The 13,078-nt window shown below is 62.0% G+C and carries 14 protein-coding genes; 13 read left to right on the top strand and 1 reads right to left on the bottom strand.

Translation table 11 applies throughout. From position 1 onward, the window contains the following. Window positions 1-114: 114 nt before the first annotated feature. Window positions 115-1,368, bottom strand: a complete 1,254-nt coding sequence (gene glyA, locus OJHNALOF_RS16600) for a serine hydroxymethyltransferase (RefSeq protein WP_094201725.1) — start codon at window positions 1,366-1,368, stop codon at window positions 115-117. 235 nt (window positions 1,369-1,603) lie between these two features. Here glyA and OJHNALOF_RS16605 point away from each other — a divergent pair, with 235 nt between their 5' ends. From OJHNALOF_RS16605 to prmA, 13 genes are all read left to right on the top strand, one after another. Then, complete coding sequence (locus tag OJHNALOF_RS16605) at window positions 1,604-2,224, top strand: molecular chaperone TorD family protein (RefSeq protein WP_165662740.1); 621 nt, start codon at window positions 1,604-1,606, stop codon at window positions 2,222-2,224. A gap of 8 nt (window positions 2,225-2,232) precedes the next feature. Then, window positions 2,233-2,586, top strand: coding sequence for a DUF2956 domain-containing protein (locus tag OJHNALOF_RS16610; protein WP_094201727.1), 354 nt, complete (start codon window positions 2,233-2,235; stop codon window positions 2,584-2,586). Between the two features lie 14 nt (window positions 2,587-2,600). Then, window positions 2,601-3,569, top strand: a complete 969-nt coding sequence (locus OJHNALOF_RS16615; protein ID WP_094201728.1) for an amidoligase family protein — start codon at window positions 2,601-2,603, stop codon at window positions 3,567-3,569. Next, on the top strand, window positions 3,557-4,246 hold the full coding sequence (locus OJHNALOF_RS16620) for a gamma-glutamyl-gamma-aminobutyrate hydrolase family protein (protein WP_165662741.1): 690 nt from the start codon (window positions 3,557-3,559) through the stop codon (window positions 4,244-4,246). Before OJHNALOF_RS16615 ends, OJHNALOF_RS16620 begins: the two co-directional genes overlap by 13 nt. Then, the gene (locus OJHNALOF_RS16625) at window positions 4,239-4,673 is read left to right on the top strand and encodes a YqaA family protein (protein ID WP_094201730.1); all 435 of its coding nucleotides are present in this window, start codon (window positions 4,239-4,241) and stop codon (window positions 4,671-4,673) included. The genes OJHNALOF_RS16620 and OJHNALOF_RS16625 overlap by 8 nt, the downstream gene beginning before the upstream one ends. A 178-nt stretch (window positions 4,674-4,851) precedes the next feature. Continuing rightward, entirely contained in the window at window positions 4,852-6,801 is a 1,950-nt protein-coding gene (gene acs / locus OJHNALOF_RS16630; RefSeq protein ID WP_094201731.1) for an acetate--CoA ligase, read from the top strand. Window positions 6,802-7,135: 334 nt separating this feature from the next. After that, window positions 7,136-7,585 (top strand): type II 3-dehydroquinate dehydratase, encoded by a 450-nt coding sequence (gene aroQ / locus OJHNALOF_RS16635; protein WP_094201732.1) that lies wholly within the window; start codon window positions 7,136-7,138, stop codon window positions 7,583-7,585. A 35-nt stretch (window positions 7,586-7,620) separates the two neighbouring features. Beyond that, window positions 7,621-8,085 (top strand): acetyl-CoA carboxylase biotin carboxyl carrier protein, encoded by a 465-nt coding sequence (gene accB / locus OJHNALOF_RS16640; RefSeq protein WP_094201733.1) that lies wholly within the window; start codon window positions 7,621-7,623, stop codon window positions 8,083-8,085. A 9-nt stretch (window positions 8,086-8,094) separates the two neighbouring features. Continuing rightward, a complete protein-coding gene (gene accC / locus OJHNALOF_RS16645) occupies window positions 8,095-9,435 on the top strand; it encodes an acetyl-CoA carboxylase biotin carboxylase subunit (protein ID WP_094201734.1) in 1,341 nt (446 codons plus the stop codon). Between the two features lie 256 nt (window positions 9,436-9,691). After that, complete coding sequence (locus OJHNALOF_RS16650) at window positions 9,692-10,054, top strand: RidA family protein (RefSeq protein WP_094201735.1); 363 nt, start codon at window positions 9,692-9,694, stop codon at window positions 10,052-10,054. Window positions 10,055-10,339: 285 nt separating this feature from the next. Continuing rightward, window positions 10,340-10,576: a DUF997 family protein gene (locus tag OJHNALOF_RS16655; protein WP_094201736.1), complete on the top strand. Its 237-nt coding sequence runs from the start codon at window positions 10,340-10,342 to the stop codon at window positions 10,574-10,576. Further along, a complete protein-coding gene (gene panF, locus OJHNALOF_RS16660; protein ID WP_165662742.1) occupies window positions 10,573-12,024 on the top strand; it encodes a sodium/pantothenate symporter in 1,452 nt (483 codons plus the stop codon). The genes OJHNALOF_RS16655 and panF overlap by 4 nt, the downstream gene beginning before the upstream one ends. An 81-nt stretch (window positions 12,025-12,105) precedes the next feature. After that, window positions 12,106-12,981, top strand: a complete 876-nt coding sequence (prmA, locus tag OJHNALOF_RS16665; protein WP_165662743.1) for a 50S ribosomal protein L11 methyltransferase — start codon at window positions 12,106-12,108, stop codon at window positions 12,979-12,981. Window positions 12,982-13,078 lie beyond the last annotated feature (97 nt).

Raw genomic sequence — 13,078 nt, forward strand, 5'->3', positions numbered from 1 at the left:
CCGCGGGGCCTGTTAATCGGCTGTTAGTGTAAAGAAGCGGGCTGGGGAATGAAAGTAAGAGAAAATAAAAACGGGGTCCGAAGACCCCGTTTCTGCTGCCGTTACCGGTGCGCCTTACGCGTAAACCGGGTGGCGACGGCAGATGTCCAGCACCTGCTCTTTCACGCTGGCGATGGTGGCGTCGTCGTTGATGTTGCTCAGCACATCACAGATCCAGCCGGCCAGCTGGCGCACTTCGGCTTCCTTGAAACCACGACGGGTAACCGCCGGAGTACCGATACGAATACCGGAGGTCACGAACGGAGAGCGCGGATCGTTAGGCACGGCGTTCTTGTTCACGGTGATGAAGGCGCGGCCCAGGGCGGCGTCGGCTTCCTTACCGGTGATGTCCTTGTCGATCAGATCCAGCAGGAACAGGTGGTTGTGGGTGCCACCGGAAACCACTTTAAAGCCACGCTTCTGGAACTCGTCGGCCATGGCCTGAGCGTTTTTCACCACCTGAGCCTGGTATTCCTTGAACTCGGGCTCCAGGGCTTCCTTGAAGGCCACGGCCTTGGCGGCGATCACGTGCATCAGCGGGCCACCCTGACCACCAGGAAAGACGGCGGAGTTCAGCTTCTTCTCCAGCTCTTCGTTGTTGGCGGCAGACAGGATGATGCCGCCACGGGGACCGGCCAGGGTCTTGTGGGTGGTGGAGGTCACCACGTGGGCATGGGGCAGCGGGTTGGGGTACACACCGGCGGCGATCAGGCCGGCCACGTGCGCCATGTCCACCATAAACCAGGCGCCTACCTTGTCGGCGATTTCGCGCATGCGGGCCCAGTCTACGATGCCGGAGAAGGCGGAGAAGCCACCGATGATCATCTTCGGCTTGTGCTCAACGGCCAGACGCTCCATTTCTTCGTAGTCGATCACACCCTGCTCGTTGATGCCGTAAGGCACGATGTTGTACAGACGGCCGGAGAAGTTGGCGGGAGAACCGTGAGTCAGGTGACCACCGTGGGCCAGGTTCATGCCCATGACGGTATCGCCGGGCTTGACCAGGGCCAGGAAGACGGCGGAGTTGGCCTGGGAGCCGGAGTGCGGCTGCACGTTGGCCCAGGTGGCGCCGAACAGCTGCTTGACACGATCGATAGCCAGGTCTTCCACCACGTCAACATATTCACAGCCGCCGTAGAAGCGCTTGGCCGGATAGCCTTCGGCGTACTTGTTGGTCAGCTGGGAACCCTGAGCCTGCATCACGCGCGGGCTGGTGTAGTTCTCGGAAGCGATCAGCTCAATGTGCTCTTCCTGACGCACGGTCTCATTGCTGATGGCCTGCCACAGCTGGGGATCATAGTCGGCGATATTCATCTCACGCTTTAACATCCGTCTCTCCTGACTCATGGGGGATTGTCACTGAAAGTCAGAGTGTACCCCCAAGCGGCAGTCCGGCCTAGTCCCGCGAGCCGGGTTTACACTATTTTTTTACCTTTATGTTGAAAAGTTCACAAAAAGTTGAAGACCCATTAACACACTCCCTGTTCCGCACGGGTAGGAATCCGACCGGCAAACCCGATAGAATGGGGCTATCCCCAGACCGAACAAGCCGTTGAAGAGGATTATGCAAGCGTTCAGAGTGACTTCCCAGCGCCGGGCCGAACTGTATCACTGGTTTACCGCCCTTTTTGCCACCCCCCTGAGCGAGGACGATCTCGGTGAATTCGGCGGCTACGACATGCACCGTTTCCTCGACAGCCTGGCCACCCTGGACCCGCTCACCGAGGCCGCCGAGGCCTTTCGCGGCGAAGCGGAAAAGGCGCTGCAACACACGGCGCCGCACACGCGCCTGAGCGGTCATTATCAGGCGCTGCTCGAGGCGCCCTCGCTGCTCGACACCGCCAGCCTGAACGAGGCCAGCCAGGATGCCCTGCTGCTGATGACGGTGCTGCTCAAGCAGCACGGCACCGAGCTGGCCGACGACGATCCGCTGCATGTGTGCAATCAGCTGGAGATGATGGGTACCCTGGCGCTGGCCGCCGCCGACAGCACCATCGAGGAGCAACGGTTGCAACTGCTGGATCAGCAGCGAGAGCTGGCCAACAGCCAGCTGATCGGCTGGCTGCCGGTGTTTGTGGAGCTGTGCCGGAAGCGGGATGCGGGCGGCTTTTACGCCGCCGCCGCCAGCCTGCTGTTGTCGGTGTTTGTGATGGATCTGCACTACCTCAACAACGTAGCGGAATAATCAGGCCCATGCGTTACAGCAAGCACAAAAAGGCTGAGGCCTCACCCGAAACCCAGGCCGAGGCCGAGCGGGTGGCCAAGGCCACCCAGCGTCCGGGTCAGACCAAGGAGCAGACCCGGCTTATCGCCCAGGGAATTCAGAAGGGCATAGAGGAATATAAAAAGCAGCAAAAGGCCAGGGCCCGCGCCGCCGACAAGGCCCGCCGGCAGCAACAGCGCCAGCAGGGTGCAGAAGTAAACGAGGAAAATGAGGCCGAACCGGATCTCGCCCCTGCCGGGCGTTCTTCCCCGCTGCCCTGGCTGTTGCTGGGGCTGAGCTGGGTCGGCTTCCTTCTATACTTGTGGCTCACCCGCCACGGCTGAAACAGGGAGACACCATGCCATTGCCACTGCCCCCGGAACTCTATACCGAACACGGCGCCGAGCGCCGGCTGGGCGTGGAGCTGGAGCTGAGTGGCCTGCCCCTGCCCCGGCTGGTCAGCCTGGTCACCGACGCCCTGCGAGGCGAAACCCGCGCGCTGTCGGAATATGAATTCGACATCGACACCCCGCTTGGCACCTTTCGCGCCGAACTCGATTTTGACTACCTCAAACGCCTGGCCCGGGAGCAGCGCCGACACCCGCCCGGCGAACTGGAGCAGACCGCCACCGACCTGCTGGGCAGTCTAGCGCAGCACCTGGCGCCGCTGGAGCTGGTGTGCCCGCCGCTGCCGCTGTCACGGCTCGACCGGCTCAGCCGGCTGTTTGAACGACTGCGCCAGCAGGGCGCCCGGGGCACTCGCCACGCCCTGCACTATGCCTTTGGCCTGCACCTCAACCCCGAGCTGCCGGCCACCGATATTCACACCCTGCTGCGCTACTTTCGCGCCTACCTGTGCCTGCACGACTGGCTGGAAGCCCACGAAGACATCGTTACCGCCCGCAAGATCTCGCCCTATATTCGCGCCTTTCCCCGGGACTATGTCAGGCTGGTGCTGAAGCCGGACTACCACCCCGATCTGACCCGCTTTACTGCCGACTACCTGGCCTGGAACCCGACCCGCAACCGGGCCATGGATCTGCTGCCCCTGCTGGCCTGGCACGATGAGTCCCGAGTGCAGGCGGTGGCCCACGACGACAAGATCAACCCTCGTCCCACCCTGCACTACCGGCTGCCCAATTCCGATATCGACAATCCGCTGTGGTCCCTGGCCCACGCCTGGGCCGGCTGGCTGCAGGTGGAATGGCTGGCGGCGGATCCGCAACGACTGACGGACGCCTGCCGGGCCTATGGTGAGCACCTGGATCAGCTGACCCCGGATTTTATGGATCCCTGGAGCCTCAAGGTGCGCCCATGGCTGCGTTGATTGGCGTGACCGGCCCCGACAGCCGCCTGCCCCTGGCCTGGTGGGCCAGCCGCCTGGCATTGGGTCTGGCCGGTGGCCGGGGCCAGCACCTGACCCCGGCCAACATGCATAGGCACAAACGAGATCAGCTGCAGGGCCTCATCATCGGCGGCGGTGACGATATCGACGCCGCCCTCTACGGCCACGATACCGGCCGGGCCCCGGCGGATCCGGACCGGGACGCTTTTGAGATAGAACTGATTGAACACGCCCTCGACACCAGCCTGCCGCTGCTCGGCATCTGCCGGGGTGCCCAGTTGATTAACGTGGTGCTGGGCGGCTCGCTGCACGCCGACATTCGCCCGCTACGCCAGAACACTTCCAACCGGCGCACACCACTACCACGCAAAACCGCCATTGGCTGTGGCGGCGGCCGGCTCAGTCGCATCATGCAGCGGCCGCGCTGGCGCATCAACAGCCTGCATCACCAGGCGGTGGACAGGCTGGGCGGCGGCCTGGCGGTGGTGGCCCGGGATCTGGACGGCTTTGTGCAGGCCATTGAAAGCACCACGGATCACTATCTGATGGGGGTGCAGTGGCACCCGGAATACCTTCCCTACCTGCCCTGCCAGCGACGGCTGTTTCGGGATCTGGTCACGGCGGCCGAACACAGCCGGCCCGAGGCACTTTATGACTGACTATTTGCTGGTGTTTGGCAGCAGCCTGCTCGCCGCCACCATAGCGCCCTTTTATTCGGAAGTGGTGCTGGCGGCGGTACTGACCCGCCAGCCCGATGCCGCCCTGCTGCTGTGGCTGCTGGCCAGCACCGGCAATACCCTGGGGGCCATGATCAACTGGTGGCTGGGCAAGTACCTGCTGCACTTCCGCCACAAGCGCTGGTTTCCGGTCAACGACAAACAGCTGGAGCGCGCTCAGCGCTGGTTTCAGCGCTTTGGCGTGTGGTCGCTGCTGCTGTCCTGGGCACCGGTAGGCGGTGATGCCCTCACCTTTATCGCCGGCATTATGCGAGTGCCGCTGGCGCTGTTCACCCTGCTGGTGTTCATCGGCAAGGCGCTGCGCTACGCCGTGGTGCTGTGGTTTGCCGATACCTTGTTACTGTCCTGATCCCGACGGGGCATTCCGAATGCAAGGACTGGCATGAGCCCGACAAGACCGTATACTGGGCAACACAAGGCAGTGCTACCAGGGCCGCCAGTTCTTTCGGCTAGCCGAAAGTCTAATTGAGCGTAACGACCATCTGGGTCACCTTGTTAACCAATGGTTACAACCAAGGAGCGGAATAATGAGTGAAGTTAAGGTTCATCCGGTCATGCCCCATATCGCAAAGACCGCACTGCTGGACGATGCCGGCTATCAGGCCATGTATCAGCAGTCCATCGACAACCCCGAAGCCTTCTGGGGTGAGCAGGGCAAAATCGTTGACTGGATCAAACCCTACACCAGGGTGAAAAACACCTCCTACGATCCGGGCCACATCAGCATCAAGTGGTTTGAAGACGGCACCCTGAACCTGTCCGCCAACTGTATCGACCGTCACCTGGCCACCCGGGCCGACGAAGTTGCCATCATCTGGGAAGGCGACAGCCCCGACGAAGACAAAAAGGTCACCTACCGCGAGCTGCACGAGCAGGTATGCCGCTTTGCCAACGTGCTCAAGGCACAGGGCGTGAAAAAGGGCGACGTGGTCAGCATCTATATGCCCATGGTGGTGGAAGCGGCGGTGGCCATGCTGGCCTGTACCCGCATCGGTGCCGTGCATTCCGTGGTGTTTGGCGGCTTCTCTCCCGATGCACTGGCCAGCCGCATTATCGACTCCCAGGCCAAGGCGGTGATCACCGCCGACGAAGGCCTGCGTGGCGGCCGCACCGTGGCACTCAAGGCCAACGTGGACGCGGCCCTGGCCAACCCCAAAGTGACCTCCATCGACAGCGTGATCGTCTATCGCCGCACCGGCGGTGACATTGCCTGGAACGAACAGCGCGATGTGTGGTGGCACGAAGCCACCGCCCAGGTCAGCGCCGACTGCCCGCCGGAAGAAATGAACGCCGAGGATCCGCTGTTCATTCTTTATACCTCCGGCTCCACCGGCACCCCCAAGGGCGTGCTGCACACCACCGGCGGCTACCTGGTGTATGCCGCCATGACCTTCAAGTACATTTTTGACTACCACCCGGGTGACGTGTACTGGTGCACCGCCGACGTGGGCTGGATCACCGGCCACAGCTACCTGCTCTACGGTCCGCTGGCCAACGGCGCCACCACCCTGCTGTTTGAGGGCGTGCCCAACTACCCCAAAACCAACCGCATGGCCCAGGTGGTGGACAAACACCAGGTCAATATTCTGTATACCGCCCCCACCGCCATTCGTGCCTTTATGGCCAAGGGTGACGAGGCGGTGGAAGGCACCAGCCGCGCCAGTCTGCGCGTGCTGGGCTCGGTGGGCGAGCCCATCAACCCGGAAGCCTGGGAATGGTATTTCCGCGTGATCGGCGACGAGCGCTGCCCCATCGTGGACACCTGGTGGCAGACCGAAACCGGCGGCATTCTGATCACCCCGCTGCCCGGCGTCACCGATCTCAAGCCCGGCTCGGCCACCCGCCCCTTCTTTGGCGTGCAGCCGGCGCTGGTGGACGGCGAAGGCAAGGTGCTGGAAGGCGCCACCGACGGCAACCTGGTGATCCTGGACTCCTGGCCCGGCCAGATGCGCACCGTATTCGGCGATCACGACCGTTTCGAGCAGACCTACTTCTCCACCTTCCCCGGCACCTACTTCAGTGGTGACGGCGCCCGTCGCGACGAAGACGGCTACTACTGGATCACCGGACGGGTGGACGACGTGCTCAACGTCTCCGGTCACCGCATGGGCACCGCCGAAATCGAGTCGGCGCTGGTGGCACACCCGAAGATTGCCGAGGCCGCCGTGGTGGGCGTGCCCCACGACATCAAGGGCCAGGGCATTTACGCCTATGTCACGCTCAATGCCGGCGAAGTACCGTCTGCCGAGCTGCACAAGGAAGTTAAAGACTGGGTGCGCAAGGAAATTGGTCCCATCGCCACCCCCGACGTCATCCACTGGGCCGAGGGCCTGCCCAAGACCCGCTCCGGCAAGATCATGCGCCGCATTCTGCGCAAGATCGCCACCGGCGACACCGATGCCCTGGGCGATACCTCCACCCTGGCGGATCCGGGTGTGGTCGACCGCCTGATCGAGGAACGCAACCGAGTGGCCTGATGCCCCTTCACCCATGTCAAAACGCCGCCTTGAGCGGCGTTTTTTTATGGTCGGGGCTCGGTGAATGCCGCTTTTTGTCGCAGCAACAACAGTTTGCGGAACTTTCTGACGTTATTTTCGCTCACACATCGAGCCTCAACCCCGGTCACCCACGGGCACACTCAAAAATTTATTAGTCATTAGACCAGTAAATTGCTGCCAATTTTCATGAAATCACTATAATTGGGCGCACCGGGCCGAAATGCGCCATTTTATTTGCCTCACACCGGCAAAAAGCGCTAGGCTCCCTGTGACTCGACGTGTAAACCGCAAGATAGACGAGGATTGCCGCACAATGGCCGACAAATACCGTATTCTGCTGCTCAACGGGCCAAACCTTAACCTGCTGGGCCGACGCGAACCGGGCATTTACGGCAACAACAGCCTGAACGACATCGTGGCGCGCCTCACCGAGCAGGCCGCCGGGCGCGATATCGAACTCAGTCACGTCCAATCCAACGCGGAGCACGTTCTGCTCGACGCCATCCACCAGGCCGATGGCCGGCAGGATTTTATCATCATCAATCCCGCCGCCTTCACCCACACCAGCGTGGCCCTTCGTGATGCCTTGCTGGGGGTCAACATTCCCTTCATTGAAGTGCATTTGTCGAATGTGCACGCCCGTGAACCCTTCCGCCATCATTCCTATCTGGCGGATAAGGCAGTGGGCGTGATCTGCGGCCTGGGTGCCGATGGTTACGAATTTGCCCTTGAGGCGGCGGCCCGTTATCTGGCTCGTCGCTGACTCACATCAGCACCAACATAACTAAGAGAACGCTCATGGATATTCGTAAAATCAAGAAACTGATCGAACTGGTTGAAGAGTCCGGTATCGCCGAGCTGGAAATCGCCGAAGGCGAAGAGTCGGTACGCATCAGCCGCTACGGCGCCGCCGCCCCGGCCCCGGTGATGCCTCAGTATCAGGTGCAGGCCGCCCCGGCTCCTGCCGCTGCGCCCGCCGCCGCTCCTGCCGCCGCCGCCCCGGCCGCCGAAGCCGCTCCCGAGCTGAGCGGCCACGTGATGCGTTCTCCCATGGTCGGTACCTTCTACCGTGCCTCCAGCCCCGGCGCCAAGAACTTCGCTGAAGTCGGCCAGACCGTCAACGTGGGCGACACCCTGTGCATTGTTGAAGCCATGAAGATGATGAACCAGATCGAGGCCGACAAGGCCGGCGTAGTGAAGGCCATTCTGGTCGACAACGCCCAGCCGGTTGAATTCGACGAGCCCCTGTTCATCATCGAATAAGGAATTCCCATGCTGGATAAAGTAGTCATCGCCAACCGCGGTGAAATCGCCCTTCGCATTCTGCGCGCCTGCAAGGAGCTCGGAATCAAGACGGTCGCGGTGCATTCCACCGCCGACCGCACCCTGAAGCACGTGCTGCTGGCCGACGAGTCCATCTGTATTGGTGGCAATCAGTCCACCCAGTCGTACCTGAATGTGCCGTCCATCATCGCCGCCGCCGAAGTGACCGACGCCGTGGCCATTCACCCCGGCTACGGCTTTCTGGCGGAAAACGCCGACTTCGCCGACCAGGTAGAAAAGTCCGGCTTTATCTTTATTGGCCCGCGCGGCGACACCATTCGCCTGATGGGTGACAAGGTGTCTGCCATCGAGGCCATGAAGAAGGCCGGCGTCCCCTGTGTGCCGGGCTCCGACGGCCCCATCGGCGGCGACGCCAAGCGCAACGCCGCCATTGCCAAGCGCATTGGTTATCCAGTGATCATCAAGGCCGCCGGTGGCGGCGGTGGTCGCGGCATGCGTGTGGTGCGCTCCGAAGCCGAACTGGAAAAATCCATCTCCATGACCAAGGCCGAGGCCGGTGCCGCCTTTGGCAACGACATGGTGTATATGGAGAAATTCCTGGAAAACCCGCGCCACATCGAAATTCAGGTGCTGGCCGACGGCCAGGGCAACGCCATTCATCTGGCCGAACGTGACTGCTCCATGCAGCGTCGTCACCAGAAGGTAGTGGAAGAAGCCCCGGCCCCGGGCATTACCGCCGAGATGCGCAAGTTCATCGGCGAGCGCTGCTGCAAGGCCTGTGTCGACATCGGCTACCGCGGCGCCGGTACCTTTGAATTCCTCTATGAAAACGGCGAGTTCTATTTCATTGAGATGAACACCCGCATTCAGGTGGAGCACCCGGTTACCGAGATGATCACCGGTGTGGATCTGATCAAGGAACAGCTGCGTGTGGCCGCCGGCCTGCCGCTGTCCATTACGCAGGATCAGGTAGTGGTGCGTGGCCATGCCATCGAGTGCCGTATCAACGCCGAAGACCCGCGCAGCTTTGTGCCGAGCCCGGGCGAGATCACCCGCTTCCACTCTCCGGGTGGCCTGGGTGTGCGCTGGGACTCCCACATTTACGCCGGCTATCGAGTACCGCCCTACTACGACTCCATGATCGGCAAGCTGATCTGCTACGGCGAAAACCGCGATATCGCCATCGCCCGCATGAAGCACGCCCTCAACGAGCTGGTGATTGACGGCATCAAGACCAATATTCCGCTGCACAAGGAAATCATGAGCGATGAGAACTTCCGCAATGGCGGAACCAACATCCATTACCTTGAGAAGAAGCTGGGCCTGTAAGGCTCACGCGGAATAATCAAACGGCGCCTTGAGCGCCGTTTTTGTTTAAGGAGCGACAACAGAGGACCGTAGGTTGGAATGAGCCTCGGCGAATTCCAACATGTCACAGGCGCCTTCTTGTTGTGAATTCGCTGCGCTCATCGCCAACCTTCTGCTTTCCGGGTGCGATATGCTTAGCATTACGCGACCGCAGCGGTTTTTCCCAAACTGGCCAGCCGGTAAACTACGCCCTCAGCCCACTGAGACAAACACCAACATGAACATTCATCGCATCAATCCCTGCAAACGCTGGTCCGACATTACCGTGTTCAACGGCATCGCCCATTTTGTGGAGGTGCCCGAGGGGGATCTGTCCGCCGGCATTGAAGAGCAGACCCGCCAGGTGATGGTTCAGGCCGAACAGGCCCTGGCCAAGATAGGCAGCGACAAGGGCCGGCTGCTGTCGGTAACCATCTACCTCACCGACTTTGCCAACCTGCCCGCCTTTAATGCGGTGTGGGACGAGTGGTTCCCGGAAGGCACCGCCCCCAGCCGCGCCTGCGTAAAGGCCGAGCTGGCCAACCCCGACTACCTGGTGGAGATGGCCTTTGTTGCCGCCGCCGGCGAAGAGTACTTGTAGGTTGAAATGAGCCTCGGCGAATTCCAACGCTACACTGGTGCCTTCGTGTTGGGATTCTCTTCGCTCATCACAACCTACCGCCCGGATCCCCTAGGTTTTCCTCGTTCCCGTGCTCTGCCTGGAAGCGAGTGCACATGACAAGTGGAGCGCGGGCGAGCCGCCAGCGCTCCAGAAAACACCCGCATATTCGCTGCGCTCATCACAACCTACCGCCAAAAGCGGGGGCGAGTTTGTTCCTCTATTCCCCCACTGGTATGCTTCGCCCCTTCCTGAAGGAGCCTTCCAATGACTTCCATTGTTTCCGTGGCCCGGCGCGAAGCCTTGCTCAGCGTGCTGCTGGCCCTGCTTTATCTTGCGGCCTGGGCTGCCTGTGCCTGGCTGGTGCCGCCGGCGCTGACCCTGGCCGGCTGGCCACTGTGGTTTTTGCTGAGCTGCCTGTTCAATCCGCTGCTGTTTATTGTGCTGTGCGCGCTTATGGTGCGCTGGTGTTTCAGGGCGGTTAACCTGGAAGCCTCGTCATGAATGCCGGACTGATGATTCCCCTGCTGGTGTATCTGGCGGTGATGATTGGCCTGGGACTGTGGCTGGGCCGTCGCCGCAGCGAAGGCGGCTTTGTGCAGGACTATTTCCTTGGCAGCCGCTCCATGGGCGGCTTTGTGCTGGCCATGACCATGGTGGCCACCTATGCCTCGGCCTCGTCTTTTATTGGCGGCCCCGGCGCGGCCTACCGCATGGGGTTGGGCTGGGTGCTGCTGGCGATGATCCAGGTGCCCACGGTGTGGCTGACCCTGGGGGTGCTGGGCAAGCAGTTCGCCCATATCGCCCGGCGGGTGAACGCGCTCACCATTAACGACATGCTGCAGGCCCGCTACCAAAGCCCGCTGGTGGTGCTGCTGGCGGGCCTGGGCCTGCTGGCCGCCTTTGTGGCCACCATGGTGGTGCAGTTTATCGGCGGTGCCCGGCTACTGGAAACCGTGACCGGACTGTCGTATCAGAGCGGGCTGATGCTGTTTGCCGGCGCCGTGCTGCTCTATACCCTGGTGGGCGGCTTTCGCGCCGTGGTGGTAACCGACGCCGTGCAGGGCATGCTGATGCTGCTGGGCACTGTAGTGCTGCTGGCCGGCGTGCTGCAGGCCGGCGGCGGCGCCGCCACCATGTTTGCCGAGCTGAAAGCCATCGATCCCGGGCTGGTGCAGCCTCAGGGCCCCGACGGCTTTCTCTCCATGAGCTTTATGCTGTCGTTCTGGGTGCTGGTGTGCTTTGGGGTAATAGGCCTGCCCCATTCGGCGGTACGCTGCCTGGCCTACAAAGACAGCGCCGCCATGCACAGGGGCATTATTATCGGCACCCTGGTTGGGGCCGTGCTGATGTTTGGCATGCACTTCGCCGGGGCGCTGGGGCGCGTGCTGGTGCCTGAGCTGACCGTACCCGACAAGGTGATGCCCACCCTGATGCTCACCGTGCTGCCGCCGCTGGTGGCCGGGCTGTTTCTGGCCGGGCCCATGGCCGCCATTATGTCGACCATCGACTCCCAGCTTATTCAGGCCGCCGCCACCCTGGTAAAGGATCTTTACCTTAACCACCTGTGCAAAACCCAGCCGGCGCCGGCCGTGATCAAGCGCGCCAGCAAGCTGGTGACCCTGACCCTGGGGCTGATAGTGCTGTGGGCGGCCCTGAGTCCGCCGGAGATGATCATCTGGCTCAACCTGATGGCCTTTGGCGCCCTGCAGGCTATCTTTTTCTGGCCGCTGGTGCTGGGCCTGTACTGGTGGCGGGGCAACAGCACCGGCGCACTGGCCTCCATGCTCACCGGTGCCATCAGCTACAGCCTGCTGCTGCACTTTGGCATCAAGCCCCTGGGGCTGCACGCCATCGTGCCGAGCCTGGCGCTCTCGGGCCTGGCCTATGTGGTGGGATCTCTGCTCACGCCGCCGCCCTCACCCGAAGTGCGTACCCTGTTTGGCCGCTGAGCCAGTTCCCGGTGTCCGCGCCAGCGGACACCGGGGCCAGCTGTGTTAGAATTGCGGTTTTAGCCCATAACGAAGAACGCCATGCCCTGGATACAAATTCGCATCAACGCCACCGAAAAGACCGCCGACAAGGTCAGCAACATGCTCTCCGGCCGCGGCGCCCAGGCGGTGACCTACATGGACGCCGAAGACAAGCCGGTGTTTGAGCCCCTGCCCGGTGAAACCCTGCTGTGGGACGACACCGTAGTGGTGGGCCTGTTCGACGCCGAAACCGACCCGGCGCCCATCATCGACTTTCTGAAGAAGTTCTACCGCAAGGATCTGGTGTATAAGGTGGAGCAGCTGGAAGACAAGGACTGGGTGCGCGAGTGGATGGACAGTTTTCACCCCATGCGCTTTGGCAAGCGGCTGTGGATTTGCCCCAGCTGGCGTGACGTGCCCGACCCCGAGGCGGTGAACGTGATGCTGGATCCGGGACTGGCCTTTGGCACCGGCACCCACCCCACCACCGCCCTGTGCCTGGAATGGCTCGACGGCCAGGATCTGGCCGGCAAAACCGTGATCGACTTTGGCTGCGGCTCCGGCATTCTGGCACTGGCGGCACTCAAGCTGGGCGCCAAAGAGGTAATCGGCATCGACATTGACCCCCAGGCGTTGCAGGCCAGCCGCGACAACGCCGAGCGCAACGGCGTGGCCGACCGCCTGAGCGTGTATCTGCCACAAGACCAGCCCGAAGGCCTGCAGGCCGACGTGGTGGTGGCCAACATTCTGGCCGGCCCGCTGAAAGAGCTCTCCCCCATCATCAGTGGCCTGGTGCGTCCGGGCGGCTCGCTGGCGCTGTCTGGCATCCTCGAAACCCAGGCCGAGGGCCTGAATCAGGTCTACGATCAGTGGTTCGCCATGGCCGAACCCGAGTTCCGGGAAGAATGGGCTCGCCTGAACGGCAGCAAACGCTGACAAAAGGCTCCCTACGGAGCCTTTTTTAACCTTGAAAGCGCGCCACCATTGCATAAAAAATGCACCGGCATCTTGACTTATAAAAAATTATGCGCCG

It is taken from the genome of Oceanimonas sp. MB9, from assembly GCF_011319775.1.
Classification (GTDB): Bacteria; Pseudomonadota; Gammaproteobacteria; order Enterobacterales; family Aeromonadaceae; genus Oceanimonas; species Oceanimonas doudoroffii.